Annotated in this window: 23 protein-coding genes; 7 read left to right on the top strand and 16 right to left on the bottom strand. The window is 72.3% G+C overall.

The window, feature by feature from the left end; genetic code table 11:
* The first annotated feature begins 10 nt into the window (after positions 1–10).
* Entirely contained in the window at positions 11–799 is a 789-nt protein-coding gene (gene map, locus QE401_RS13840; protein WP_373461482.1) for a type I methionyl aminopeptidase, read from the top strand.
* A gap of 7 nt (positions 800–806) precedes the next feature.
* On the opposite strand, the gene QE401_RS13835 is transcribed toward map, so the two are convergent.
* Both QE401_RS13835 and QE401_RS13830 read right to left on the bottom strand, forming a co-directional pair.
* Positions 807–2687, bottom strand: coding sequence for a bifunctional sugar phosphate isomerase/epimerase/4-hydroxyphenylpyruvate dioxygenase family protein (locus QE401_RS13835; RefSeq protein ID WP_307138763.1), 1881 nt, complete (start codon positions 2685–2687; stop codon positions 807–809).
* 154 nt (positions 2688–2841) lie between these two features.
* On the bottom strand, positions 2842–3840 hold the full coding sequence (locus QE401_RS13830) for a Bug family tripartite tricarboxylate transporter substrate binding protein (protein WP_307138762.1): 999 nt from the start codon (positions 3838–3840) through the stop codon (positions 2842–2844).
* 138 nt (positions 3841–3978) lie between these two features.
* Between QE401_RS13830 and QE401_RS13825 the strand changes: the two genes are divergently transcribed.
* Entirely contained in the window at positions 3979–4875 is an 897-nt protein-coding gene (locus QE401_RS13825) for a shikimate dehydrogenase (protein ID WP_307138761.1), read from the top strand.
* Between the two features lie 19 nt (positions 4876–4894).
* Here QE401_RS13825 and QE401_RS13820 read toward each other — a convergent pair whose 3' ends face one another.
* The 4 genes from QE401_RS13820 to QE401_RS13805 all read right to left on the bottom strand — a co-directional run bounded on the left by QE401_RS13820 (position 4895) and on the right by QE401_RS13805 (position 8273).
* The gene (locus tag QE401_RS13820; protein ID WP_307138760.1) at positions 4895–5536 is read right to left on the bottom strand and encodes a TetR/AcrR family transcriptional regulator; all 642 of its coding nucleotides are present in this window, start codon (positions 5534–5536) and stop codon (positions 4895–4897) included.
* A gap of 170 nt (positions 5537–5706) precedes the next feature.
* Positions 5707–6915 (bottom strand): 3-oxoadipyl-CoA thiolase, encoded by a 1209-nt coding sequence (pcaF, locus tag QE401_RS13815; RefSeq protein ID WP_307138759.1) that lies wholly within the window; start codon positions 6913–6915, stop codon positions 5707–5709.
* Position 6916: 1 nt separating this feature from the next.
* Positions 6917–7588, bottom strand: coding sequence for a 3-oxoacid CoA-transferase subunit B (locus tag QE401_RS13810; protein WP_307138758.1), 672 nt, complete (start codon positions 7586–7588; stop codon positions 6917–6919).
* Positions 7589–7601: 13 nt separating this feature from the next.
* The gene (locus QE401_RS13805; protein WP_307138757.1) at positions 7602–8273 is read right to left on the bottom strand and encodes a 3-oxoacid CoA-transferase subunit A; all 672 of its coding nucleotides are present in this window, start codon (positions 8271–8273) and stop codon (positions 7602–7604) included.
* Between the two features lie 354 nt (positions 8274–8627).
* On the opposite strand from QE401_RS13805, the gene QE401_RS13800 reads away from it, so the two are divergent.
* Positions 8628–11579 (top strand): glycosyltransferase, encoded by a 2952-nt coding sequence (locus QE401_RS13800; protein ID WP_307138756.1) that lies wholly within the window; start codon positions 8628–8630, stop codon positions 11577–11579.
* Here the strand turns inward: QE401_RS13800 and QE401_RS13795 are convergent.
* Genes QE401_RS13795 through QE401_RS13785 form a run of 3 tightly spaced genes read right to left on the bottom strand, consistent with a single transcriptional unit; the run spans position 11576 to position 14239 of the window.
* Positions 11576–12496: a glycosyltransferase family 2 protein gene (locus tag QE401_RS13795; RefSeq protein ID WP_307138755.1), complete on the bottom strand. Its 921-nt coding sequence runs from the start codon at positions 12494–12496 to the stop codon at positions 11576–11578. The two genes, QE401_RS13800 and QE401_RS13795, sit on opposite strands and share 4 nt — an antisense overlap.
* A 46-nt stretch (positions 12497–12542) precedes the next feature.
* A complete protein-coding gene (locus tag QE401_RS13790; RefSeq protein ID WP_307138754.1) occupies positions 12543–13313 on the bottom strand; it encodes an IclR family transcriptional regulator domain-containing protein in 771 nt (256 codons plus the stop codon).
* A complete protein-coding gene (locus QE401_RS13785; RefSeq protein ID WP_307138753.1) occupies positions 13310–14239 on the bottom strand; it encodes a LysR family transcriptional regulator in 930 nt (309 codons plus the stop codon). The genes QE401_RS13790 and QE401_RS13785 overlap by 4 nt, the downstream gene beginning before the upstream one ends.
* A 90-nt stretch (positions 14240–14329) precedes the next feature.
* On the opposite strand from QE401_RS13785, the gene pcaH reads away from it, so the two are divergent.
* Together pcaH and pcaG are read left to right on the top strand one after the other, a co-directional pair.
* Entirely contained in the window at positions 14330–15055 is a 726-nt protein-coding gene (gene pcaH, locus QE401_RS13780; RefSeq protein ID WP_307138752.1) for a protocatechuate 3,4-dioxygenase subunit beta, read from the top strand.
* A gap of 2 nt (positions 15056–15057) precedes the next feature.
* Positions 15058–15639 (top strand): protocatechuate 3,4-dioxygenase subunit alpha, encoded by a 582-nt coding sequence (gene pcaG, locus QE401_RS13775; RefSeq protein ID WP_307138751.1) that lies wholly within the window; start codon positions 15058–15060, stop codon positions 15637–15639.
* A 142-nt stretch (positions 15640–15781) separates the two neighbouring features.
* Here pcaG and aidB read toward each other — a convergent pair whose 3' ends face one another.
* The 3 genes from aidB to QE401_RS13760 form a co-directional block, all read right to left on the bottom strand.
* On the bottom strand, positions 15782–16600 hold the full coding sequence (gene aidB, locus QE401_RS13770) for an AidB family quorum-quenching N-acyl homoserine lactonase (RefSeq protein WP_307138750.1): 819 nt from the start codon (positions 16598–16600) through the stop codon (positions 15782–15784).
* Between the two features lie 52 nt (positions 16601–16652).
* Entirely contained in the window at positions 16653–17657 is a 1005-nt protein-coding gene (locus tag QE401_RS13765; RefSeq protein WP_307138749.1) for a hypothetical protein, read from the bottom strand.
* Between the two features lie 79 nt (positions 17658–17736).
* Positions 17737–18630, bottom strand: a complete 894-nt coding sequence (locus QE401_RS13760) for a helix-turn-helix domain-containing protein (protein ID WP_307138748.1) — start codon at positions 18628–18630, stop codon at positions 17737–17739.
* A gap of 98 nt (positions 18631–18728) precedes the next feature.
* Here QE401_RS13760 and QE401_RS13755 point away from each other — a divergent pair, with 98 nt between their 5' ends.
* Complete coding sequence (locus QE401_RS13755; RefSeq protein WP_307138747.1) at positions 18729–19931, top strand: 4-hydroxybenzoate 3-monooxygenase; 1203 nt, start codon at positions 18729–18731, stop codon at positions 19929–19931.
* A 70-nt stretch (positions 19932–20001) separates the two neighbouring features.
* On the opposite strand, the gene QE401_RS13750 is transcribed toward QE401_RS13755, so the two are convergent.
* From QE401_RS13750 to QE401_RS13735, 4 genes are all read right to left on the bottom strand, one after another.
* Positions 20002–20754 (bottom strand): sensor histidine kinase, encoded by a 753-nt coding sequence (locus QE401_RS13750; RefSeq protein WP_307138746.1) that lies wholly within the window; start codon positions 20752–20754, stop codon positions 20002–20004.
* A gap of 182 nt (positions 20755–20936) precedes the next feature.
* Complete coding sequence (gene rpmB / locus QE401_RS13745; RefSeq protein ID WP_307138745.1) at positions 20937–21245, bottom strand: 50S ribosomal protein L28; 309 nt, start codon at positions 21243–21245, stop codon at positions 20937–20939.
* Between the two features lie 186 nt (positions 21246–21431).
* The gene (locus QE401_RS13740; RefSeq protein ID WP_307138744.1) at positions 21432–21701 is read right to left on the bottom strand and encodes a hypothetical protein; all 270 of its coding nucleotides are present in this window, start codon (positions 21699–21701) and stop codon (positions 21432–21434) included.
* Positions 21702–21846: 145 nt separating this feature from the next.
* A complete protein-coding gene (locus tag QE401_RS13735) occupies positions 21847–23721 on the bottom strand; it encodes an ABCB family ABC transporter ATP-binding protein/permease (protein ID WP_307138743.1) in 1875 nt (624 codons plus the stop codon).
* Positions 23722–23995: 274 nt separating this feature from the next.
* On the opposite strand from QE401_RS13735, the gene QE401_RS13730 reads away from it, so the two are divergent.
* Positions 23996–24853 carry an NUDIX hydrolase gene (locus QE401_RS13730; RefSeq protein ID WP_307138742.1) on the top strand — a complete coding sequence of 286 codons (858 nt, stop codon included), beginning with the start codon at positions 23996–23998 and terminating at the stop codon, positions 24851–24853.
* Positions 24854–24901 lie beyond the last annotated feature (48 nt).

Raw genomic sequence — 24901 nt, 5'->3', positions numbered from 1 at the left:
GATGAACCGCATGACCCGCGAGATCCCGCTGCACGGGCCGGAGGGCTTCGCCGGCATGCGCGCCGCCGGCAGGCTGGCCGCCGCGACGCTCGACATGATCGCGGCGGAGGTGCGCCCCGGCATCACCAGCGCGGCGCTGGACCGGCTCTGCCATGATTTCATGCGCGACCATGGCGGCGTGCCGGCCTCGCTCGGCTATCGCGGCTACACCCATGCCACCTGCATCTCGGTCAACCATGTGGTCTGCCACGGCATCCCGGGTGAGCGCGCCCTGGCCGAGGGCGACATTGTCAATATCGACCTGGCGGTGATCCTGGATGGCTGGCATGGCGACAGCAGCCGCATGTATGCGGTGGGCCGCATCGGCACGCTGGCGGCGCGGCTGGTGGCGGCGACGCATGAGGCGATGATGCGCGGCATCGCGGCGGTGCGCCCCGGCGCGACGCTGGGCGATATCGGCCACGCCATGCAGAGCTACGCCGAGGGCGAGCGCTTCAGCGTGGTGCGCGATTTCTGCGGCCATGGCCTCGGCCGGAGCTATCACGCGCCGCCCGATGTGCTGAATTACGGCCGGCCGGGGGAGGGGGCGGTGCTGCGCCCTGGCATGTTCCTGACCATCGAGCCGATGCTGAATGCCGGCAAGCCGGGGGTGAAGGTGCTGGCCGATGGCTGGACGGCGGTGACGCGCGACCGCAGCCTCTCCGCCCAGTTCGAGCACAGCATCGGCGTGACCGAGGAAGGCTGCGAGATCTTCACCCTCTCCCCGGCCGGCCACAGCCAGCCGCCCTATCCGGTCTAGCCGGGGTCTAGCCGCGCCGCAGCCCAGCGGCGTGGCGCGCCTGGGCGGCCATGCGCACCCCGGCATTGGGCGCGCCGAACTGGCGGTAGCCGCCCTGGCGCTCGACGATCTCGAAGAAGAAGCGGTCGGCGAAGCTCACCGTATAGGCATGGGTGAAGCTGCCGCCCTCGGCATCCTGGTCGTGCAGCAGGTGCAGTTCGCGCAGCTTCTCCAGATGCGCAGGCTCCAGGCCGAAGCGCGCTTCCAGATCGTCATAGTAGTTGTCCGGGATCGGCAGCAGCGGCGCGCCGCGGGCGCGCAGGCTCCGCACCGTCGCCGCCGCGTCGCGCGTCAGCAGCGCGATATGGTGCACGCCGGCGCCGGCGACCGCCGAGACGAAGCGGCCGGTCGCCGTCTCCCGCGCCTCGGAGGCGTTCAGCGCCAGGCGCAGCTCGCGCTCCGGCGTCACCATGGCGCGGCTGCGCACCAGGCCGCGCGGGTCCGGCAATTCCCAAAGCCCCTCGGGCTGCATGCCGAAGAGCGCGCGGTAGAACAGCACGAAGCTGTCCATCTGCCCCGGCGCCAGGGCCTGCGCCACATGGTCGACCGAGAGCAGGCCGGATTCGCTCTCCACCCCCTCGATCAGGTGGAAATCCGCCTCCCAGGAGGCGGCCTCGCCCGGGCGGTGCTCGACCAGGCAGAGCAGCGAGCCATCGGGCGCGCGCAGCTGCGGCAGCGGGCGCTCGCCCTCGCCGCGCGGCTCCTGCCAGCTGGAGCAGAGCAGGGCATTGGCGCGGGCCAGCACGGCCTCGGCATCCTCGACCGCCAGCGCCATGGCGCAGACCGAGGGGCCGTGCATCTCGAAATGGCCGGAGGCGGCGCTGTCCGGCTCGGCATTCAGCACCAGGCTGACACCGCCCTGGCGGTACAGCTCCACCGCCTTGGAGCGGTGCCGCCCGGCCAGCCGGAAGCCCAGCCTTCCCAAGAACCCGGCAAACTCCTGCCGCGTCGGCTCGTCCACCGCGAATTCCAGGAACTCCACGCCATGGCAGCGCGGCACCGGGGGCAGGGCGGCGGCCGGCACCAGCTTGCGCGGCGCCTCCGGCGGCGGGGCGCTGTCCTGCCGCGCCGCATCCTCCACCAGGATCAGCGAGCGCAGCCCGTCGCGCGCCGTCTGCCGCACGGGGGCGGCGCGGAACTCGTCGTTGAAGATCTCCAGCGAGAGCGGCCCGGCATAGCCGGACTCCAGCACGGCGCGCAGGAAGCCGGCGACCGGCAGCTGTCCCTGGAAGGGGAAGTTGCGGTAGTGCCGGCTCCATTGCAGCACATCCATGTCGTAGAGCGGCGCGTCCGCCAGCTGCACGAAGAAGATTTTTTCCCCGGGCAGTCCGGCGATGCCGGCGGGATCATCCTTCAGCGACAGGGTGTGGAAGGAATCGACGATCAGCCCCAGCGCCGGGTGGTCGGCGCGGCTCACGATGTCCCAGGCCTGGCGCCACAGCTTCGTGTTGCGCCCCCAGGCCAGCGCCTCGAAACCGACGCGCAGGCCCCGGCGGGCGGCGCGCTCCGCCATCTCGCGCAGATCGGCGGCGGCGCGGGCGGGGTCGTCGATGCAGGCGGGCTGGGTGTTGCTGCAGACCAGCACGAGATCGGTGCCGAGCGCCTGCATGACATCGAATTTGCGTTCGGCGCGGTCGAGGTTGCGGCGGCGCGCCGGCTCCGGCATCGCCTCGAAATCGCGGAAGGGCTGGAAGAGCGGGATGGCCAGGCCGAGATCGGCGGCCATGCGGCGCAGCTCGGCGGGCGAGCCGTTGAAGGTGAGCAGGTCGTTCTCGAAGATCTCGACGCCGTCGAAGCCGACCGAGGCCGCCGCCTCCAGCTTGTCCGGCAGATCCCCGCTCAAGCACACCGTCGCTATCGTCCGCATCTTTTTTTCGGGCTGCCGCTGTCTGGTGGTGACGGGGTCGCTCAGGGCCAGTGCTGCCGCCAGCCGACGGAGGAGGCTGGCCCTGACAGAAAGGAAGGGGGCGCGGGGGAATACTTTTCCCCCGCAGCTTTCTTTTTTACTCGAGCGTGATCCCGCGCGAGCGGATCACCTCGCCCCATTTCCGGCTTTCCTCGGTGAGGTAGGCCGGCCAGGCCTCCGCGGTGCCGTAATCGGGGAAGATCGAATTCTGCTTCAGCCGGTCGAGCACTTCCTGCGCCTGCATGGTGGCGGCGGTGGCGCTGGAGAGGCGGGCGACCACATCCGCCGGCGTGCCGGCCGGCGCCAGGATGGCGAATTCCGAGGCGCATTCATAGCCGGGCAGGCCGGCCTCGGCGATGGTCGGCACGTCCGGCGCCAGCGGGTTGCGGGCGCGGCTGCTGACGCCGAGCGGCGTCACCTGCTTGGCCGCCAGCAGCGGCAGGGCGGTGACGGCGTCGACGAAGGCGATCTCGACCTCGCCGGCGATCAGCGCCTGCACGGCGGGGGCGCCGCCGCGGTAGCTGACATTCTGCACCTCGATGCCGGTCTCGCGCAGGAACAGCTCGGTCGCCAGATGGGCGGAGGAGCCGGCGCCGGAGGAGGCGTAGCTCATCTTGCCCGGGCGCTGCTTGGCCAGCGCCACGAAGCCCGCGACATCGCGCACGCCGAGATTGTTGTTGGCGCAGAGGAAGATCGGCGTGGTCGCCACCTTGCCGATGCCGGTGAAGCCGCGCTCATCATCATAGCCGCGGTTCGGGAACAGGTGCCGCGCCATGGCGAAGGTGGAGTTGACGCCGAGCAGCAGGGTGTAGCCATCCGGCCGGGCGCGGGCCACCGAGGCATGGCCGATGGTGCCGCTGGCGCCGGGGCGGTTTTCCACCACCACCTGCTGGCCGAGCTCCTTGGTCAGCTGCTGCGCCAGGACACGCGCCACGAAATCGGTGGAGCCGCCGGGGGCCCAGGCGACCACCAGGGTGATCGGGCGGCTGGGGAAGGCCTGCCCCCCCGACTGGGCGCCGGCGGGGGCGCTGCGCAGCGCGCCGGCGGCGGCCAGCAGGCCGAGCCCGGCGGTGAGGCGGCGGCGGGTGAATTCCATGATTTCCTCCTGGGGCCGAGGGCCTCTGGCCCTGCTGGACGTTGTCTTGCTTGGTGCTGTACGTACCAGATAGTACATTAAGCCGACAAGCCGGAATCGCCGCCGCCGCCGGCCGGCCAAGACCCCTGAGGACCGCCCATGACCGCCGCCTTTCCCCGCCCCCAAAGCGCCGCCGAAACGCTGCCGCCCGCCTTCCTGGTCGGCCTGATCGGCAGCGGCATCCAGGCCTCGCGCTCCCCCGCGCTGCATGAGGCGGAAGGGGCGGCGCAGGGCTTCCGCTACCTCTACCGGCTGTTCGACCTGGATGTGCTGGGCGGCGGCGTCGATTCCCTGCCGCGCCTGCTGGAACTGGCCGAGGCGCTGGGCTTCGCCGGGCTGAACATCACCCATCCCTGCAAGCAGGCGGTGCTGCCGCTGCTGCATGAGGTCTCGGCCGATGCCCGGGCGCTGGGCGCGGTGAACACGGTGGTGCTGCGCGGCGGCCGCCGCATCGGCCACAACACCGACCATTCCGGCTTCGCCGAAGGCTTCCGCCGCGGCCTGCCGGATGCCGCGATGGGCGAGGTGGTGCAGCTCGGCGCCGGCGGGGCTGGGGCGGCGGTGGCCCATGCCGCGCTGAGCCTCGGCACCGGCCGGCTGACGCTGCTGGACCGCGATGCCGAGCGGGCCGAGGCGCTGGCCGCCCAGCTCAACGCGCATTTCGGCGCCGGGCGGGCGCGGGCGGCCACCGACATCGCGGCGGCGATGCGGGACGCCCAGGGGCTGATCCACGCCACCCCCACCGGCATGGCGAAATATCCCGGCCTGCCGCTGCCGGAGGAGCTGCTGCATCCCGGCCTCTGGGTGGCCGAAGTGGTCTATGTGCCGCTGGAGACCGCGCTGCTGCGCGCCGCCCGCGCCCGTGGCTGCCGCGTGGTCGATGGCGGCGGCATGGCGGTGTTCCAGGCGGTCGGCGCCTTCCGCCTGTTCACCGGGGCGGAGCCGGATGCGGAGCGCATGCTGCGCCACTTCCAGCGCATGATGGCAGCCGCCTGATCCTGGGCGAGGGGAGGGCTCAGCCCTCCCGCCGCAGGTAGCGCAGCACCGCCTCGGCCACCATGGCGCGCTGCGCCGCCCGCCGCTCCGGCGCCGAAAGGTCCACGCCGAAGATCGCCCCCAGCGTGTGCCGGTTGGCGACGCGGTGGAAGCACAGCCCGTTGATCAGGATATGCAGGTCGAGCGGATCGACGCCGGCGCGGAACACCCCCTCCGCCTCGCCGCGCGACAGCAGGCCGCGCATCAGCCCCACCACCGCGTCATTGCGGCCGCGCAGCGTCGCCGACTGGCCGATATGCGCCGCCTCATGGATGTTCTCGACACTGACCAGCCGGACGAATTCCGGATGGTCGGCGTGATAGTCGAAGGTCGTCTCCACCAGGCGGCGCATCGCCGCCTCGGCCGGCAGCCCCTCCAGCTGCAGCGCATGCTCGGCGCTGCGGATGCCGGCATACATCTCCTCCAGCGCCGCGGCGAAAAGCTGCTCCTTGCTGGAGAAGTAGTAGTAGATCATCCGCTTGGTGGTGTGGGTGCGCGCCGCGATCTCATCCACCCGCGCGCCCGACAGCCCCTTGGCGGCGAATTCGGCGATGGCGGCGTCCAGGATGTTGCGCCGCGTCTGCTCGGCATCCCGCGCGCGCGGCGCCTTGCTCTCCCCCATCGGCCGGATCGCTCCCCTTGGACTATCCGGTTCGTACAATCGGGGGGCGGAAACGGCCATCCTTTTTCGACGAAAGCACAGACGTTCTTTTTTGCAAAAAAGAACCAAAAAACTTCTTCCGGTCTGGCGTCCCGCCTCTGGCCTGAGGCGGGACGCAAACTGAAAAAAAATCAGGCGCGCTCGAGGATCATGGCGATGCCCTGGCCGACGCCGATGCACATCGTCACCAGCGCATAACGCGCCTGGCGCAGATGCAGCTCCTCCACCGCCGTCTGCACCAGCCGCGCCCCCGACATGCCCAGCGGATGGCCGAGCGCGATCGCGCCGCCATTCGGGTTCACATGCTCTGCGTCATCCGGCAGGCCGAGATCGCGCGTCACCGCCAGCGCCTGCGCGGCAAACGCCTCGTTCAGCTCGATGACGTCCATCTGCGACAGCGACAGCCCGGCCTTGTCCAGCACGCGGCGCACCGCAGGCGCAGGGCCGAAGCCCATGATGCGCGGCGGCACCCCGGCGGTGGCGCTGGCCACCACCCGGGCGCGCGGCGTCAGACCATGCCGCGACGCGGCCTCCGCGCTCGCCAGCAGGATGGCGCAGGCCCCGTCATTGACGCCCGAGGCATTGCCGGCCGTCACGCTGCCGCCTTCCTTGCGGAACGGGGTGGGCAGCTTCGCCAGCGCCTCCAGCGTCGTCTCCGGGCGCGGATGCTCGTCCTGCGCCACGATCAAGGGCTCGCCCTTGCGGCGCTTGATCTCGACCGGGACGATCTCGCGCGCGAACCGCCCGGCCGCCTGCGCCGCCTTGGCCCGCTGCTGGCTGCGATAGGCGAAGGCATCCTGGTCGGCGCGGGAGATCTGGAAGTCGGCGGCGACATTCTCCGCCGTCTCCGGCATGGAATCGACGCCATACTGCGCCTTCATCAGCGGGTTGACGAAACGCCAGCCGATGGTGGTGTCGTAGATCTCGGCGGCGCGGCCGAAGGCCTCGGCGCTCTTGCCCTGCACGAAGGGCGCGCGCGTCATGCTCTCGACGCCGCCGGCCAGCATCAGCTCCGCCTCGCCCGACTTGATGGCGCGCGCGGCGATGCCGGTGGCGTCCATGCCCGAGCCGCAGAGCCGGTTCACCGTGCTGCCCGGCACGCTGTCCGGCAGCCCGGCCAGCAGGCTGGACATGCGCGCGACATTGCGATTGTCCTCGCCCGCCTGGTTGGCGCAGCCGAACACCACATCGTCCAGCGCCGCCCAGTCCAGGTCGGGATGGCGCGCCATCAGCGCCTTGATCGGAATGGCGCCGAGATCGTCGGCCCGCACCGGGGCCAGCGCCCCGGCATAGCGGCCGATCGGCGTGCGGGCGGCGTCGCAGATGAAAGCGTCACGCATCTCAGGCACTCTCTCCAGGCTTGGCCAGGCGCAGCGGGGCGTCGGTGCGGGCCTGCAGCGCCTCCAGCGTCAGCCCCGGCACCATCTCGACCACCGCGAAGCCCTCGGGCGTCACATCGAGCACGGCGAGGTTGGTGTAGACCCGCCGCACCGCGCCCATGGCGGTCAGCGGATAGCCGCAGCGGCGCACCAGGCGCGGCGCGCCCTCCTTGGTGGTGTGCTCCATCACCACCCAGAGCCGCTTGGCCCCGGCGGCGAGGTCCATCGCGCCGCCCACGGCCGGCGCGGTGTCATTGGCCGAGGTCGCCCAATTGGCGACATCGCCATTCTCCGCCACCTCGAAGGCGCCGAGCACGCAGAGATCGAGATGCCCGCCGCGGATCATCGCGAAGCTGTCGGCGTGGTGCACATAGGCGCCGCCGCGCACCAGCGTCACCTGCTGCTTGCCGGCATTGATCAGCCAGGGATCGGCATCCTCCGGCGCCGGCGCCGGGCCCATGCCCAGCACGCCATTCTCGGAATGGAACACCACCTCGCGCCCGGCGGGCACGAAATCGGCCACCAGCGTCGGGATGCCGATGCCGAGATTGACATACCAGCCCTCGGGAATGTCCTGCGCCACGCGGCGCGCCATGTCCTTGCGGGCCAGCGGCGTGAAAGCGGTCTCGCTCATGCTCGGATCCTCCTCAGGCGGCGTGCGGCAGGTGGATGACGCGGTCGGTGAAGATGCCGGGGGTGACCACCTCCTCCGGATCCAGCGTGCCGAGCGGCGCGATCTCGTCGACCTGGGCGATGGTCAGCTTCGCCGCCATCGCCATCACCGGGTTGAAGTTGCGGCCCGAGCGGCGATAGGTGAGGTTGCCCCAGCGATCGCCCTTGTAGGCCTGCACCAGCGCCACATCGCCCGGCAGGGCGTGTTCCAGCACGCACATCGTGCCGCCGAACTCGGCCGAGGGCTTGCCCTCGGTCAGCAGCGTGCCGTAGCCGGTCGGCGTGTAGAAGGCCGGCACCCCGGCGCCGGCGGCGCGCATGCGCTCGGCCAGCGTGCCCTGCGGCACGATCTCCAGCTCGATCTTCCCGGCCTTGTACAGCTCCTCGAACACCACCGAGCCGGCGCTGCGCGGGAAGGAGCAGATGATCTTGCGCACCCGCCCGAGCTCCATCAGCCGCGCCAGCCCGACACGCCCGGCGCCGGCATTGTTGGCGACGATGGTCAGATCCTTGGCGCCGTGCTCGATCAGCCCGTCGATCAGCGCGTCCGGCTGGCCGACCGAGCCGAAGCCGCCCACCAGCACCGTGGCGCCATCGGCGACGCCCTCCATCGCCGCGGCCATGTCTCGGACGATCTTGTTGATCATGCGCTTCCTCACTGCCCTGGGGCTGCCTGGGGCCGGTCGCCGGAGCGGTCCCGGGGCGGCCCGCCCGGCCCTGGACGGCCGGTGGCCGAGACTAGGTCGCGCCGGGCGGTGGCGGCAATCGCGTGCGCTATGCGCACAACGCGCCGGCCCGGGGCGGCGAGAAACCTGGGCTTGGCCGTGCAACTCCGCGGCCCGGCCCGGTTTATGCCACGATTTCCGGTTTCCTTGCGCGGTGTCTCTCATTCGCGGAGAGGCAGGGCGCCCTCCATGGGCGGCATGGCCGGGCTGCGCTACAGGACCCGGTTCAGGACGGACAGCGCGGCGGCCCCTGCCGCCGCGCATTTGAGGTGGTGCATGGTGGTAGGCAGTTCCGGCGGGGTTTCGGGGCCGGAGGTGGGGGAACGGACGGTTTCGCTGGAGCGGCTGCATCGCTGGTGGTTCGCGCGCGAGCTGGCGGCGGGCCGCCGCGTGCTGGCGCTGGGCCCCGACCCCGGGGCGGCGGCGCGGCTGCTGGACGGCCAGGCCGCCGCCCTGCGCGCGCTGCCCTGGCCGGCCGGCGCCGCCCTTCCTGCCCAGGCCCTGCCCGAGGGCGAGGCCGAGCTGCTGCTCTGCCTGGAGGATGCGCCGGCGGGGGCCGAGGCGCTCGCCGCCCTGCGCCGCGCCTTGGCGCCGGGCGGGCTGCTGCTGCTGGGCGGCGCGGTGGCGCCGCTGCAGGCGGCGCTGCGGCCGCTCTTCGCCCAGGTCGCCGTGCTCGGCCAGCACGCGGTGGCGGGCAGCCTGCTGCTGCCGGAGGCGCCCGCCGAGCTGCGCTGGCTGCGCCAGGCGGCGGAGGCCATGCCGGACGCCGCGGCGCCGGAGCGCGGGCAGGGGCTGGTGCTGGCCTCCGACGCGCCGCTGCCGCCGCTGCCGGCCAGCCTGTGCCAGCCGGCATCATCGCCGGCCAGCCAGAACCAGCCGGCATCATCGCCTTCCAGCCAGAACCAGCCGGCACCAGGGCCGGCCGGTGCGGGGCAGCCCCCATCGCAGGAGGCCGACTGGCCGCGGCGCGAGGCCGAGCTGCGCCAGCAGCTGGCCGAGCAGACCCGCTTGGCCGAGATCGCCACCCGCCGCACCGAGCAGCTGCGCCAGCGCGGCCTGGCGATCGAGAGCAGCACCTTCTGGCGCGCCTCGGCGCCGCTGCGCGCGGCGCTGTCGCGCTTCCCCGGGCTGCGCCGCCGGGGCCGCGCCATGCTGCGCAGCCTCTACCATGCCAGCCACCGGCTGCGGCATCTGCGGGCGCGCCGCCGCTTCAGCCGCGACTACCAGCCGCTGGTAAGCGTCATCGTGCCCAACTACAACCATGCGCGCTTCCTGCCGCAGCGCATCGACAGCATCCTCGGCCAGCGCTACCGCAACATCGAGGTGATCCTGCTCGACGACGCCTCGACCGATGACAGCGCCGCGGTGATCCGGCGCTATGCGGAGGCGCATCCCGGCCGCATCCGCGCCGTGCTGAACGAGGCCAATTCCGGCAATGTCTTCCGCCAGTGGCGCCGCGGCGTCGCCGAGGCGAAGGGCGAGCTGATCTGGATCTGCGAGAGCGATGATTTCGCCGATCCGCGCTTCCTCGAGCGGCTGGTGCCGGTCTTCACCGATGAGAGCGTGCTGCTGGGCTTCGGCCGCATCCAGTTCGCCGATGCCGAAGGGCGGCCCTATGACGGGCTCGACGCCTATCGCGAGCGGGCCGAGCCCGGCCTGTGCGGCCGCCCGGTCAGCCGCCCGGCCAAGGCCTGGTTCGATGGCGGCTTCGGCGTCTCCAACCTGATCGCCAATGTCGGCGGCTGCCTGATCCGCAACCAGCCGGTGGAGGAGGCGGTGTGGCAGGAGGCCGCGACCTACCGCATCCTCGGCGACTGGTTCCTCTACGCCACCCTCTCGCGCGGCGGCCGCATCGCCTATGAGCCGCAGGCGGTCAGCTATTTCCGCCAGCACGGGCAGAACACCTCGGCCGGCAGCTTCACCACCGAGGGCTATTACCGCGAGCATGCAAGGCTGCTGCTGGCGCTGCGCCGCCGCTTCGGCATCCCCGAGGCGACGGTGGAGCGGTTCCACACCCAGCTGGAGGCGCAGTTCGGCCATGCCGGCGCCGCCGCCGCGCTCGGCAGCCTCTCCGCCGTGTTCGACAGCAATGCGGCGCTGGCCGCCCCGCGCGAGACGCGGCATGTGCTGATGGTGACGCTGGGCTTCTATCTCGGCGGCGGCGAGATGGTGCCGATCCACCTGGCCAATGCGCTGGTGCAACAGGGCCATGTCGTGTCGATGCTGGCGCTGATGCCGCATGACTGGAACCCGCAGGTGCGCGCCCAGCTCGACCGCCGCGTCGCCGTCTACCACGCCGAGGATGTCCGCCGGGCCGGGCCGGAGCGTTTCCTGGCCGAGACCGGGGTGACGCTGATCCATTCGCATTTCGTCGGCGGCGAGCATCTGTTCCTGGCCGGCGAGGCGCCGCCGCCGGTGCCCTATGTCGTCACCCTGCACGGCTCCTACGAATTCACCGCGATGGAGGAGGGCTTCCGCCAGCGCCTGGCGCGCGGTGTCGACTGTTTCGTCTATCTGACGCCGCGCAATTTGCAGCAGTTGGGGGGGGCGGAGCGGCAGGTGCCGGTGCGCCGCATCCCCAACGGCATGGCCCTCGACGACCGGCCCTTCCCGCAGGACCGCGCGGCGCTCGGCATCGGCGAGGACGAGCTGGTCTTCGCGCTCGCCTCGCGCGCCATTCCCGACAAGGGCTGGGGCATCGCGGTGGAGGCGCTGCGCCGCGCCCAGCCGCGCAGCCCGCGCCGGCTGCGGCTGCTGCTGGCGGGGGAGGGGCCGGAGGCCGACCGGCTGCGCGCTTTGCCGGAGCTGCCGCCCGGTGTGCATCTGCTGGGCTTCCAGGAGCGCATCCACGGCCTGTACCGGCTGGCCGATGTCGTCATCCTGCCGACGCGCTTCGCCGGCGAATCGCATCCGCTGGGGCTGATCCAGGCGATGCAGGTGGGCCGGCCGGTGATCGCCACCGATGTCGGCGAGATCCGCGGCATGCTGCTGCAGGAGGGGCGCCGCGCCGGGCTGGTGCTGCCGGCCGAGCCGGAGGATGGCGCCTTCGCCGAGGCGCTGGCCGAGGCGATGCTGGCCATGGCCGACGAGCCCACCCGCGCCGGCTTCGGCCGCGACGCCGCGGCGCTGGGCGAGGCCTATGGCATGGAGCGGGTCGCCGCCGCCTATCTCGACTGCTACGCGGCGGCCGAGGCGCGCCACGCCGGGGGCCGCGGCGCCGCCCCCTAGCCCAGCAGCAGCATGCCCCGCAGCGCCCAATCCTCCACCGCCCGCTGGCGGTAGAGGCCGGCGCGGCGGGCGAGACGCAGCCGCTGCAGCGGCCCGGCGCCGCGCAGCGGGGCCAGCGCCGCCAGCGCCTGGCGCGCCTGCGGCACCAGCAGCGGCCCGGCCCCGGCCAGCGCCGCGCGATGCGCCTCCAGCGTGTCGAGGAAGCGCGTGGCGCCGCGCCGCAGCGCGCCCCGCGCGCGGGCGAGGTCGGCGCCGCTGGCGCCCACGCTGTTGCGCCCATGCTGGCGGTAGAGCAGGGCCGGGCGCGGATCGAAGCGCAGCGCGCCGCCGGCGCCGCTGACCAGCAGATAGGCCCACCAATCATGCATCGAGGCCGCCGGCATCGGCGGCGCCGCCAGGATCAGCCGCCGCGCCGCCGGGTTCAGCATCACCGTGCAGCCAGTGGCGATGTTCTGCACCAGCGCATTGCCGAAGCCGGGCGGGCGCGGCGCGTCGGGGGACAGGCCGATCGGGTTCAGCGCCGCATCCACCAATTGCTGCCGGGCGCAGTACAGCGCCGGCCGCTCCGCCGGCTGCGCCGCGATCCAGCCCCAGGCGCTGGCCAGCTTGTGCGGCAGCCAGACATCGTCCTGGTCGCAGAAGGCATAGGCCGGCGCATCCTCCGGCGCCGCCGCCAGCAGCGCCAGGAAACCCGGGCCGGGGCCGAGCCGCCCCGATTCCCCATGGGCCCCGCCCGGCACCTGCCGCGCGCGCGGATGCGCGGCCAGGATCGCCGCGCTGGCATCGCTGGAGCCATCATCGCGCCACAGCAGCCGCCAGTCCGGCGCGGCCGCCTGCGCGTCGAGGCTGGCCAGCTGCTCCGGCAGCCAGGCGGCGCCATTGTAGCTGGCGAGGAGGATCTGCAGCGGCGCGGTCATGCCGCCTGCTTAGGGCCCGCCGCAGCCGGGGAGAAGCGCCGATCGCTCAGCCCGGGATCACCCGGCGCAGCTCGGCCGCCGCCGCCAGCAGCGCCGGCAGCAGCCGCTCCTGCAGCACCGGCTCCGGCGCGCGGGCCGTCTGCACGCCGATATTGATGGCGGCGACGCAGCGGCCGCGCTGGTCGCGCACCGGCACGGCCAGCGAGCGCAGCCCGATCTCCAGCTCCTCATCCACCAGCGCATAGCCCTGGGCGCGGGCCTCGGCGATGGCGGCGCGGATCCCGGCGCGGCTGGTGCGGGTGTGGCTGGTCAGCGCCTCCGGCGTCAGGGCGGCGATATGCTGCTCCAGCGCCCCCTCCGGCAGGGCGGAGAGCAGGGCCCGCCCCAGCGCCGTGCAATGCGCCGGCAGCCGGCTGCCGACGCCGAGGCTGATCGACATGATCCGCCGCGCCGCGGCGCGCGCCACATAGACCACCTCCGTCCCGTCCAGGATGGCGGCGGAGCAGCTCTCCCCCGTCGCCTCCCGCACCGCGTCCAGCTGCGGCTGCAGCAGCTCCGGCAGGGTGGCGCTGGACAGCCAGGCGCCGCCGAGCCGCAGCACGCGCGGCGTCAGCCAATAATGGCGGCCATCGCCCTCGGCATAGCCGAGCTCGGCCAGCGTCAGCAGGCAGCGCCGCGCCGCGGCGCGGGTCAGGCCGGTGGCGCGGGCGATGTCGGCGATGCTGGCGCGCGGCCGGGTGGCGTCGAAGGCCTCGATCACCGCCAGGCCGCGCGACAGGCCGCCCAGCAGGTCGCGCGCCGCCGGGCCGCGCTTCACGCTGCGCTCCCGCGCGGCGTCTCGGCCGCCACCTGCAGCAGCTGCGCGCGCAGCCAGGCATGGCGCGCATCCTGCTGGTCGCGCCGGTGCCAGGCCATGTGCAGCGGCAGCGCGTCCAGCCGCCCATCGGCCAGGGGCAGCGGCACCGGCACGCCGGCGAAGCCGGACAGCGCCGCATGCCGCAGCAGCCCGGGCAGGGTGGCGAGCATGGCGCTGCCGCGCAGGAAGGCGGCGATGCCGGTGAAATCCGGCAGGCGCAGCGCGATGTCGCGATGGATGCCCTCCGCCTCCAGCCGCTTGTCGAATTCCAGCGCCTCGCCCTCGGGATGCACCACGGTGATGTGGCGAGCGGCGAGATAGTCCTCCGCTGTGCGCGGCGCGGCGCGGCATTCCGGGTCGTAGAAACAGGCGAAGCGGTCGGAGAGCAGCCGCCGCCGCAGGATGTCGGTGCCGGCGGGCGGGATCGGGGTGATGACCAGGTCGCAGCCGCGCTCGCGCAGCAAAGCGGCGCCGGGCGCGCCGGAGGGCACCACCTTCAGGCTGAGATCGGCGACCTGCGCCGCGATGCGCGCATGGAAACGCGGCAGCAGCAGGTCGCGCTGGAAGTCATTGGCGGCGATGGTCAGCGACAGCCGGGCGGTGGCGGGGGCGAAGCTCTGCGGCCGGGCCAGCGCCTGCAGCCCGTCCAGCAGCGCCTGGGCCGGGCCGGCCAGCGCCCGGGCCTGCGGGGTGGCGGTGATGCCGCGGCCGGATTTGACGAAAAGCGGGTCGCCCAGCAGGGCGCGCAGCCGGATCAGCCCATGGCTGGCCGCCGACTGGCTGAGGCCGAGCCGGCTGGCCGCCGCGGTGACCGAGCCTTCCTCCAGCACCGCCAGGAACAGGCGCAGCGCGTGCCCATCCAGCGCCAAAGCATCGATGCCGTTCATGCATCGCATGCTACTTCCCCGGTTCCTTCATGCAAGCGGGCACGGCATGCTGCGGCGGACCGGGCCCTGCCGCCCGGCGGAGGAAACGCCATGCCCGAGCCGGGTGACATCATCAAGCGCAACCGCGCCCTGCATCCGCCCGCCTACACGCCGCAATACAAGACCAGCGTGCTGCGCAGCCCGCGCTGCGCCCTGGTCTCGGTCGAGCCGGGGCCGGGGGAGAACACCGGGCCGGTGTTCCGCGCGAACATCCTGGCGCCGCTGGAGAACGACCTGATCCGCAACTATGCCAAGGATGGCGAGGCGATCGGCGAGCGGATCATCGTCTTCGGCAAGGTGCTGGACGAGAATGCGCGCCCCGTGCGCAACACGCTGATCGAGGTGTGGCAGGCCAATGCCGGCGGCCGCTACCGGCACAAGAACGACGCCTATCTGGCGCCGCTCGACCCGAATTTCGGTGGCGCCGGGCGCTGCATGACGGATGGCGACGGCAACTACTTCTTCCGCACCGTGCGCCCCGGCCCCTATCCCTGGCGCAACCACGGCAGCGACTGGCGGCCGGCGCATATCCATTTCTCGCTGTTCGGCGATGCCTTCGTCCAGCGCCTGGTCAGCCAGCTCTATTTCGAGGGCGACCCGCTGATCGGCCTCTGCCCGATCCTCGGCACCCTGCCGGATGCAGCGGCGCGGGAGCGGCTGGTGGCGAAGCTCGACATGAACCACAGCGTGCCCTTCGACGCGCTGGCCTATCGCTTCGACATCGTGCTGCGCGGCCGCCGCCAGACCTTCTTCGAGACCCAGCCGGAGGGGATGTGACCATGCCCGTGCAGCATCTGCAGGAAACGCCGAGCCAGACCGGCGGCCCCTATGTGCATATCGGCACGCTGCCGGCCTTCGCCGGGCTCGAGATCCGCACCCAGGAACAGCCGCATCTGATCACCGGCCCGGGCGAGCGCATCCGCATCGAGGGGGTGGTGATCGACGGCTCCGGCCACATGGTGCGCGACGCGCTGCTGGAGCTGTGGCAGGCCGATGCCGAGGGGCGCCACAACGCCCAGGGCTTCTCCGGCTGGGGCCGCGCGGCCGCCGATGCGGCCACGGGAGAATGGTTCTTCGAGACCATCCGCCCCGGCGCCGTGCCCTGGCGCGACGGCCGCAAGCAGGCGCCGCATGTCTCGCTGCTGGTCTTCGCGCGCGGCATCAACATCCACCTGCACACCCGCATGTACTTCCCCGAGGATGCGGCGGCGCTGGAGGCGGACCCGGTGCTGCGCTGCGTCGAGCAGGTCGGGCGCCGCGCCACGCTGATCGGCCGCAAGGTCGAGGGGCAGGGCCTGCCCACCTACCGCTTCGAGATCCGCCTGCAGGGCGAGGGCGAGACCGTCTTTTTCGATATGTGAGGCGCGGCGCGGCGGGGTGCGGGCCCCGCCGTTTTTCTGTTTTTCTGTCAGGCGGGCGCGCTGCGCCCGGGCTTTCGGGAGGCCGCCCCGCGGCAGCGTCTCGGCGGGGTTTCGGCCGACCGCTCCGCGGCGGGGAGGCGGCTCAGGCCGGGCAGAGCTTCCAGGCGCAGCCGGCGCTCTCGACGCGCCGGAAACCCTCGATATGCGACCCGGCCACCACCCAGCCCTCGGCCGCGCAGCGCCGCAGCAGGGCGTGGCGCGTCGCCGCCGCACCCAGGGGGTCGAGGTCGAAGGCCATGCCGATATCCGGATCGGCCGGCTGCAGCTCGGCCAGGTGCAGCGCATCGCCCCAGAGCAGCAGGTCGCCCAGCAGATAGCCGGTATGGCCGGGCGTGTGGCCGGGCAGCGGCAGCGCCTCGATCCCCGGCAGCACGGGGCCGGGGCCGACCGGGCGCAGCTTCCGGGGGCAGAGCCGTTCCAGCCGCGCCGCCAGCTCGAAGCCGCCCTGGCGCGCCTTGGGCAGGCGGGCGCGCTCCGCCGCATCGGTGAAGAAGGCCAGGTCGCTGCGCGGCAGCCAGATCTCGGCGCGCGGGAAATAGGCCGCCTCGCCCTCGAACAGCCCCAGCACATGGTCGCTGTGCAGATGCGTCAGCAGCACCCGCTCGATCGCCTCCGGCGCCACGCCGAGCCGCGCCAGCGCCGTGCGGGCGCCGCCGAAGCCCTCGCCCCAGGCGGAGCCGCAGCCGGCATCGACCAGGGTCAGCCCGGTCGGGCCGCGCAGCAGGAAGCAGTTCACCGGCAGCTGCAGCACGGTGCGGCCGAGCCCATCCGGCGCCGCCTTCTCCTCGCCGCCCGGGGCGCTGCCCCGCGTGTGCAGCACTACATCCGGTGGAGCCTCGAACAGCCCGTCGCGCAGCAGGAAGATGTCATGGGAAGCATGGTGCCGGGTGGACAGCGGCATGCGGCAAGGCCTCGTCAGCAGCAGAGCGGATGCGCGTCGGCGGGGTCCGGCCTCACCCGCCTTCGCGCAGCTGCTCCTGTAGCCTGCGCAGATCGCTCCGCACAGCCTCGTCCTGCAGCTGCACCATCAGCGCGGCGGTGCGGGCGACCAGCGGCAGCCGCGCCTCGGTCGACAGGGCCGGGCGCAGCAGCGGGACATCGGCGGCCAGGGCGGCGGCGATCGGCCGCGCATTCTCCACCTCCAGCCCGCGATCGCTGAGGATGGTCAGCATGCCGCCGATGCTCTGCGCCGAGGCGCGTGACAGCCGCGCCAGCACCGCATCGCCCTGCGCCGGGTTGGCGGCGGCGCGCGCCATGGCGGGGGCGAAGAGCGTGGCGCTGATGCGGAAGACGAAGACGGTGGCGAGGGTGATCTCCTCCTGCAGCGCCAGGGCGGCGGCGCCGCGCGTCGCCGGGTCGCGCAGCTGCGCGGCGTAGCGCGCCAGCACCTTCTGCCCGGCCTCGCTCCAGGCGGCCAGCGCCGGGCCGGAGACCTGGCCCACCGGGCGCAGCGCCACCACCGCCTCGCTGTCGAAGAGCCGGCGCAGCAGCGGCGCCGCCTGCGGGTCCGCCAGGCTGGGCGGCGCGCTGCCCGCCTCGGGGTGCAGCCGCTCCAGCGCGCGCGCCGCCTCGATGCCGCGTTGCGCCGCGGTGGCGACGGCGGCGGCCTTGTCGATATCGGCATCGTTGGGCGGCAGGGCGGGCGGGGCCGGCCGCGCGGCCTGGCCGCCGGGGGAGGGCGGCGCCGGCGGCGCCGGGGCGGGCGCCGGGCTGGGCGCGGGCGCGTCCTTGCGCAGCGGCGTGCCGCCGCCCGGGGCGGGGGATTGGGAGGGGCTGGGCGCCAGGCCCTCGCCCGGCCGGCCGGCCGGCGCCTCGGCGGGCGCCATGCCTGGCTGCGCCTGCGCCGGCAGCGCGCTGCCGCAGGCCAGGCCGAGCAGGGCCAGGCCGGGCAGAACCAGACTTGGCAGGGCCAGGCGGGCCCGGCGGAGGGCAGGGGGGCGGGGGGCAGGCTGCGTCATGGATGGCGTCTCCCGGGGGGAGGCCAATGTTTCGCGCCCGGCCCGCCCTGTCGTCTCACCAGCGCGCCAGCCCGTTGAACTATGCGCGACTCGGCGCGGCCCGCATGGAATCGGTCCCGGGCGCGGCGCCGCGCGGCCGGCGCGGCGCCTCTCCGGTCAGCCGGCGGTAGAACCGCGAAAAATAGGCCGGGTCGCGGAAGCCCAGCCCATAGGCGATCTCCGCCACCGACTGGGTGCCGTAGCGCAGGCTGCGCCGCGCCTCCACCAGCTTGCGCGCATGGATCAGCTGCAGCGGGCTGCGCCCGGCATGCTCGCGGCACAGCGCCGCCAGCTTCTTCTCCGACAGGCCGAGGGCGCGGCGATACTCCGCCAGGGCGCGATCCTCGCGGTACCATTGCTCCACCAGGGCGCGGAAGCGGGCGAAGAGCAGCACATCCGGGGCGGTGGGAATGGCGGCGTCCGGCCGCTCGGCGCGCAGCCGGGCCAGGGCCAGCAGCACCAGCCGCAGCTGCGCCGACAGCGCCGCGGCGCGGCCGGGGCGGCTGCCGCGGAATTCCTCGGCCAGCTCGGCGAAGCGGCGCAGCACGCGGTGGCGCAGCAGCGCGGCGCGGTCCAGCGGCAGCAGCGCCGCCTCCTCCGGCAGGCTGTCCTCGGCCAGCAGCTCCGCCGCATAGGGCAGGGCGATGCTGAGCACCCAGCCATCCGTGCCGGGGCGGAAGGCGAAGCCATGGATCACCGAGGGCGGCAGCAGCAGCAGGGCAGGGGCGGCGAAGCCATGCTCGGCGCCGTCGAACTGCACCAGGCCGCCGCCGCGGGTCGCCAGCAGCAGCTGCAGCAGGCCGGGATGCCGGTGCGGCGCGATGCGCCAGCCATGCGGGCGGCTGCGCGCGGGAATGGTCTCGATATGCAGGAAGCGGCTCTCCGCCGCATCCTCGGCCTCGCCATACAGGAAGAAACGGGGCACCAGCTGCATGGCGGAAAAGTGCCGGAAATCCGCCCTTCCGTCCATTCCGGAGCGTTGCGGCGCCTGGATATCCTGCGGCCAAGACGGATTGGAGGAGGGAAAAGTCCATGAGCAGCACGCAGCGCCGCGTCACCCGGGTGGGCATCGTCGGCTGCGGTCCGGCCGGGCTGTTCCTGGCGCATCTGCTGCACCGCGCCGGCATCGACAGCGTCATCCTGGAAAGCCGCAGCCGGGCGGAGGTGGAGGGCACCATCCGCGCCGGCGTGCTGGAGCATTGGGTGACCGAGCTGATGCACCAGATGGGGCTCGGCGAACGGATGCGGCGCGAGGGGCATTTCCACACCGGCATCACCCTGCAATGGAACCGCCAGCGCCTGCATCTGGACATGGAGGAGCTGACCGGCGGCAAAAAGGTGACGGTCTATGCCCAGCACGAGGTGCTGAAGGATCTGATCGCCGCGCGGCTGGCCGATGGCGGCGAGATCCTGTTCGGTGTGGCCGGGACCGCGATCCATGATGTCGACACCGACCGGCCCTACCTGACCTGGCGCGACGGGCCAGGGGGCGAGGCGCAGCGGCTGGATTGCGACTACATCGTCGGCGCCGACGGCTTCCACGGGCCGGGGCGGCAGGCCATTCCCGCCGCCGCCCGCACCGAATACCAGAAGGTCTACCCCTTCGGCTGGCTCGGCATCCTGGCGCGCGCGCCGCTCTCCTGGCACGAGCTGATCTACGCCAATCAGGGCGAGGGTTTTGCCCTGTTGTCCACGCGCTCGCCCGAGATCCAGCGCATGTACATCCAGTGCGACCCGCAGGACGACATCGCCAACTGGTCCGATGCCCGCATCTGGGACCAGCTGCAGGCGCGGCTGGCCACCGAGGATGGCTGGCAGCTGCGGCAGGGAGAGATCTTCCAGAAGGGCATCATCCCGCTGCGCAGCTTCGTCTGCGAGCCGATGCAGCATGGCCGGCTGTTCCTGGCGGGCGATGCCGCGCATATCGTGCCGCCGACCGGCGCCAAGGGGCTGAACCTGGCGGTGGCCGATGTGCTGGTGCTGTCCCGCGCGCTGGAAGCGAAGTATCGCCGCAATGATGGCGAGGCGCTGGCGCGCTACAGCGCCACCGCGCTGCGCCGCGTCTGGAAGGGCGAGCGCTTCTCCTGGTACATGACCACCATGCTGCACCGGAACGCGGCGGAGACGCCCTTCGAGCAGCGCATCCACCTGGCCGATCTCGACTTCGTCCGCACCTCCCGCGCCGCGGCCACGGCGCTGGCGGAGAATTATGTCGGGCTGCCCTTCGACGACTAGGCATGTGACCTGAGGGGGCTTTGCCCCCTCAGACTCCCCCAGCAGGGGACAGGGTCCCCCGCACCCGCCTTCAGGCCGGCTCGGCGGCCAGCAGCCGGTGGCGCGGCAGGGTCATCCAGGTGCGCGCGCCGATGCCCTGCACCGCCTCGATGGTCAGCTCGCCCTCATGCGCGTGCAGCAGCTGGCGCGCCACCAGCAGTCCGAGGCCGAGGCCGCGCGTGCCGGAATGCCGGCCCAGCATCGACAGATCCTCGGCCGGCAGGCCGGCGCCCTCATCCTCCACCACGATGGCGATGGTCTCGTCGCTGCGCACCAGCTGCAGCGCGATCGGGTCGCCATCGCGGCTGTGGCGCACGGCGCGGGTCAGCACCTGGCGCAGCGCGCCGCGCAGCGCCCGCGGATCGGCCAGCAGCGATGCCTGGCGCAGCTCCGGCGCCACGCACCATTGCCGCCGGCCGGGGGCGAGGGCCAGCGAGACCTGCTCGATCGCCTCCTGCAGCACCGGGCCGAGGGCGATGCGCTCCTCCTTCAGCACGCGCGGGCCGGATTGGGCCCCGGCGGTGTCATGCACATCGGCGGCGAGGCCGAGCAGTGCCCGCGCCTGCCGCTCCAGCCGCTGCTCGCGCCCGGCCTCGCCCATCAGCGTCAGGCCGAGCCCGTGCAGCTCCTGCGCGAAGAGATCGAGCTGCCGGCCGCGCTCGGCCAGCGCCGCCTCCACCCGGGTGGCGCGCGTCTCGGCCTGCCGGCGGCGGCGCCACTGCCAGAAGGCAGCGCCGGCGAGGCAGGGCAGGAGGCCGAAGGAGACGGACAAAAATTGAGACATGTGCCGATGCTCGGCCATGCCGGTTAAGCAAAGGTAAAGCCAGCGCACGAAATCGAGAAAAAACCGCCGCCGGAGTGGCGGGCCCCGGGCCGCGCTGGCGGCAGGGCATGAAAAAACGCGCCATGCGGGGCATGGCGCGTTGTCTCATCCGGCGGCGGGGCCGCCGGCAGCGTCCCGAAGGATCAGGCGGCCGCGGCGGCGGCGGCCTTCTTCTCCTGCGCCTTGGAGATGCGGCGCTTCAGCACCAGCGCCTCGGCCGGCAGCTTGCGGTCGGGGGTGCCGAGCAGGAACGAGTCCAGCCCGCCATTGTGCTCCACGGTGCGGATGCCGTTGGTCGACAGGCGGATCTGCACGGAGGTGCCGAGCACGTCGGAGAAGAACGAGGTCTCCTGCAGGTTCGGGAGGAACCGGCGACGCGTCTTGTTGTTGGCGTGGCTGACGTTGTTGCCCGTCAGCACGCCCTTGCCGGTGATGCCGCAACGGCGAGCCATGGCGCTACCCTTCAAAGGACGATCAGGGTCGCGGCAAGCACCGCACACCCAAGATGAAAAACAGACGGGGCGTATGGCGCGGCCCCGGGGGAGAGTCAAGGATTCTGCGGCGCAAAACCCGCCCCCCAGGGCGCTGCCCCCCCCTGGGGCGGCCGCCCGGCAGGCCGGGCGCGGCCGCCCGCCGCGTCACATGCTGCCGGAGCCCGGCTGCGGCGCGGATTGCCGCATCTCCGACAGCTCGCCCGCCTCGACCGAGGCGAGGGCGCTGCGCAGCACATTGGCGATCGACTCGTCGCGCATCGAACGCGCCATCAGCCCCAGCGCGCCGCCCAGCAGGGCGGAGGCGATGGAGATCGGCGCGATCTTCTGCTCGATCATGTATTCGATGGCCTTGTCCACGACGGAACCGGCGTGGCTGAGGTCCTCCGGGGCCACCCCCTGCGGATCGAGTTGCATCTGGTGCCCTCCTGATACGGTCCGGTCACATAGTCAGGATGAGGGTCCGGCAAAACCCCCGGGAAACTTTCCATTTTGTCATGTTGTAAAATGGCACCGGTCCCGCCGCGCCAGGGCGCCGGGCCGGTGCGGGTGGCGCCTGGCCTCAGCTCGGCGGGTTGGCGGGCTTGGCGCCCGGTTCCACGCCGGCGGCGCGCGCCGCCTCCTGCGCCGCCGCGGCGGCCTCGGCGGCGGCCACCGCCTCGGATTGGCGGCGCCACATCTGGGCGTAGAGCCCGTCCCGGGCCATCAGCTCGGCATGGCCGCCGCGCTCGGCGATCTGGCCGTCCTGCAGCACGATGATCTCATCCGCATCGACCACGGTGGAGAGGCGGTGCGCGATCACCAGCGTGGTGCGGCCGGTGGAGACGCGCTTCAGCGCCGCCTGGATCTCCTGCTCGGTGCGGGTGTCGAGGGCGCTGGTCGCCTCGTCCAGGATCAGCACGCGCGGATCCTTCAGGATGGTGCGCGCGATGGCGACGCGCTGCTTCTCGCCGCCCGAGAGCTTCAGCCCGCGCTCGCCGACCCGGGTGTCGTAGCCCTCCGGCAGGCGCATGACGAAATCATGCACCTGGGCCAGCCGGGCGGCGGCCTCGATCAGCTCCGGCTCGGCATCGGGGCGGCCATAGGCGATGTTGTAGCGGATGGTGTCGTTGAACAGCACCGTGTCCTGCGGCACCACGCCGATCGCCTGGCGCAGGCTCTCCTGCGTCACCGCGCCGATCGGCTGGCCATCCAGCAGGATGCGGCCCGCTTGCGGGTCGTAGAAGCGGAACAGCAGGCGGGAGATGGTGGATTTGCCCGCCCCCGTCGGCCCGACGATGGCCAGCGTCCGCCCCGCCGGCACGGTGAAGGAGACACCCTTGAGGATGGTACGGTCGGGGCGGTAGCCGAAGCGCACATCCTCGAACACCAGCTCGCCGGGGCCGGCGGCCAAAGGCTGCGCGCCGGGCGCATCCGCCACCTCCTGCTTCTCCCGCATCAGGGTGAACATGGCTTCCATGTCGACGAGCCCCTGCTTCAGCTCGCGATAGACGAAGCCCAGGAAGTTCAGCGGCAGATAGAGCTGGATCAGGTAGGTGTTCACCAGCACGAAATCGCCCACCGACATGCGGCCCGCGGCGACGCCCTGCGCCGCCATCAGCATCACCGCCGTCAGCCCCACGGCGATGATCGCCGCCTGGCCCATGTTGAGGTAGTTCAGCGTCACCTCGGAGCGGGTATAGGCCTGCTCGTAGCGCGCCAGCGTCGCGTCGTAGCGGCGCTCCTCATGCTTCTCATTGCCGAAATACTTGACCGTCTCGTAGTTCAGCAGGCTGTCGATGGCCTTGGTGTTGGCCTCCTGGTCCATCTCGTTCATGGCGCGGCGGAAGCGCAGGCGCCAATCGGTGAAGACCAGGGTGAAGCCGATATAGAGCCCGATGGTCAGCAGCGTGACCAGCGCGAAGGACGCGTCGAACATGCCCCACAGGATCGCCGCCACCAGCAGGATCTCGATCAAAGTGGGGACGATGTTGAACAGCATGAAGTCGAGCACGAAGTTGATGCCGCGCGTGCCGCGCTCGATCACCCGGCTCATGCCGCCGGTCTGCCGGTCCAGATGGAAGCGCAAGGAGAGCGCATGCAGGTGGCGGAACACCTGCAGCGCGATGACGCGCCCGGCGCGCGCCTGCACCCGGGTGAAGACGGCGTCGCGCAGCTCCGCCATCCAGGAGGAGGTGATGCGCAGCAGGCCATAGCCCAGCACCAGCGCCACCGGCACGGTGGCGATGGCGGCGGTGGTGCCGCCCTTGGGGCCCAGCGCATCCACCGCGCGGGCATAGACGATCGGCACCAGCACATTGGCGCCCTTGGCCAGCACCATCAGCACCAGCGCGATGACGACCCGCGCGCGCAGCCCCGTCTCGCCTTTCGGCCAGAGATAGGGGGCAAGGGTCAGCAGGGTGTGGAAATGCCCGCGTGGGCGGGAAGAGGCAATCACGGGGGGAAGTCTCCGGAACGTTGCCCGTTACATGGACGGCCGGGGGGAGGCTGGCAACGCCGGGAGAAGACAACAAAGATGTTCTTTTTTGAAAAAAAGAACCAAAAAACTTTTACCAGTTTGGCGTCCCGATTCAGGCCTGAGGCGGGACATCAAACGGAAAGAAGTCTTTTTGCTTCTTTTTCTTCAGAAAAAGAAGATACCTTAAAATCTGTTAAGCCTACCCCCTTCCGCCCTGTTGCCGCCTGCGCTCCGGGTGCAAAACCCCCGCATCATGACGACCGGATTCGCCCGCCACATCGCCGCCTGCAACAACCTGGCCTCGCCGGCCGGGCTGGTGGCCTTCCATATCGGCCCGCAGCAGGTGGGCTGGCTCGACCCCGACCTGGCGCGCTGGCTGGCCTTCCGCCCGCGCGATTTCCATTTCGACGGGCGCGGCGTGGCGCTGGCGGCGCGGCTGCGCGGCGCCGCGGCGTGCGGCCAGGCTTTGGCCGAGGCGGCGCAGGGCCTGGCCAAGGCGGGCTATCTGCGGCTGCGCGGCGAGCGTTTCGACGTGCGCGCCGAGCCCGAGGGGCCGGTGCTGGCCACGCTGGACCGCGGCGCCGTGCCGGCCTTCGGCGTGCTGGCGCAGGGGGTGCATCTGAACGGGCTGGTGCGCCGGCCGGACGGGCTGCATCTGTGGCTGGGCAAGCGGGCGCGCGACAAGGCGGTGGCGCCGGGGCAATGGGACAATATCGTCGCCGGCGGCACGCCGGCCGGCCTCTCGCCGCAGGAGACGCTGGTGAAGGAGGCGGCCGAGGAGGCCGGCCTGGCGCCGGAGCTGGTGGCGCGGGCGCGCCCGGTCTCGCGCCTCTCCTACATCATGCAGGTGCGCGAGGGGCTGCGGCGCGACATCCTGCATGTCTATGACCTCGACATCCCCGAGGATGTGACGCCGGTGCCGCAGGATGACGAGGTGGAGCATTTCGAGCTGTGGCCGGCCACCCGCGTGCTGGAGGCGGTGCGCGACACGGATGACTTCAAGTTCAACGTCAATCTGGTGCTGATCGACCTGTTCCTGCGCGAGGGGCTGATCGATCCCGACAGCGCCGAGGGGCGCAGCCTGGCGCTCGGCCTGCGCGCCGGCGAATGAGAAGGGGCGCATGAAAAAGGCCCGGGGGCGATGGCCCCCGGGCCGGTT

Origin of the sequence: Pseudoroseomonas cervicalis (assembly GCF_030818485.1) — a bacterium.
GTDB lineage: Bacteria > Pseudomonadota > Alphaproteobacteria > Acetobacterales > Acetobacteraceae > Pseudoroseomonas > Pseudoroseomonas cervicalis_A.
The sequence above is the reverse complement of the archived record's forward strand: the minus strand, read 5'-3'. Positions and strand labels throughout refer to the sequence as shown.

Coding starts and splice junctions, on each gene's coding strand:
- map (WP_373461482.1), top strand. CDS start 11: ATGACCCGCGAGATCCCGCTGCACGGGCCGGAGGGCTTCGCCGGCATG.
- QE401_RS13830 (WP_307138762.1), bottom strand. CDS start 3,840: ATGGAATTCACCCGCCGCCGCCTCACCGCCGGGCTCGGCCTGCTGGCC.
- QE401_RS13825 (WP_307138761.1), top strand. CDS start 3,979: ATGACCGCCGCCTTTCCCCGCCCCCAAAGCGCCGCCGAAACGCTGCCG.
- QE401_RS13820 (WP_307138760.1), bottom strand. CDS start 5,536: ATGGGGGAGAGCAAGGCGCCGCGCGCGCGGGATGCCGAGCAGACGCGG.
- pcaF (WP_307138759.1), bottom strand. CDS start 6,915: ATGCGTGACGCTTTCATCTGCGACGCCGCCCGCACGCCGATCGGCCGC.
- QE401_RS13810 (WP_307138758.1), bottom strand. CDS start 7,588: ATGAGCGAGACCGCTTTCACGCCGCTGGCCCGCAAGGACATGGCGCGC.
- QE401_RS13805 (WP_307138757.1), bottom strand. CDS start 8,273: ATGATCAACAAGATCGTCCGAGACATGGCCGCGGCGATGGAGGGCGTC.
- QE401_RS13800 (WP_307138756.1), top strand. CDS start 8,628: ATGGTGGTAGGCAGTTCCGGCGGGGTTTCGGGGCCGGAGGTGGGGGAA.
- QE401_RS13795 (WP_307138755.1), bottom strand. CDS start 12,496: ATGACCGCGCCGCTGCAGATCCTCCTCGCCAGCTACAATGGCGCCGCC.
- QE401_RS13785 (WP_307138753.1), bottom strand. CDS start 14,239: ATGAACGGCATCGATGCTTTGGCGCTGGATGGGCACGCGCTGCGCCTG.
- pcaH (WP_307138752.1), top strand. CDS start 14,330: ATGCCCGAGCCGGGTGACATCATCAAGCGCAACCGCGCCCTGCATCCG.
- pcaG (WP_307138751.1), top strand. CDS start 15,058: ATGCCCGTGCAGCATCTGCAGGAAACGCCGAGCCAGACCGGCGGCCCC.
- aidB (WP_307138750.1), bottom strand. CDS start 16,600: ATGCCGCTGTCCACCCGGCACCATGCTTCCCATGACATCTTCCTGCTG.
- QE401_RS13765 (WP_307138749.1), bottom strand. CDS start 17,657: ATGACGCAGCCTGCCCCCCGCCCCCCTGCCCTCCGCCGGGCCCGCCTG.
- QE401_RS13760 (WP_307138748.1), bottom strand. CDS start 18,630: ATGCAGCTGGTGCCCCGTTTCTTCCTGTATGGCGAGGCCGAGGATGCG.
- QE401_RS13755 (WP_307138747.1), top strand. CDS start 18,729: ATGAGCAGCACGCAGCGCCGCGTCACCCGGGTGGGCATCGTCGGCTGC.
- QE401_RS13750 (WP_307138746.1), bottom strand. CDS start 20,754: ATGTCTCAATTTTTGTCCGTCTCCTTCGGCCTCCTGCCCTGCCTCGCC.
- rpmB (WP_307138745.1), bottom strand. CDS start 21,245: ATGGCTCGCCGTTGCGGCATCACCGGCAAGGGCGTGCTGACGGGCAAC.
- QE401_RS13740 (WP_307138744.1), bottom strand. CDS start 21,701: ATGCAACTCGATCCGCAGGGGGTGGCCCCGGAGGACCTCAGCCACGCC.
- QE401_RS13730 (WP_307138742.1), top strand. CDS start 23,996: ATGACGACCGGATTCGCCCGCCACATCGCCGCCTGCAACAACCTGGCC.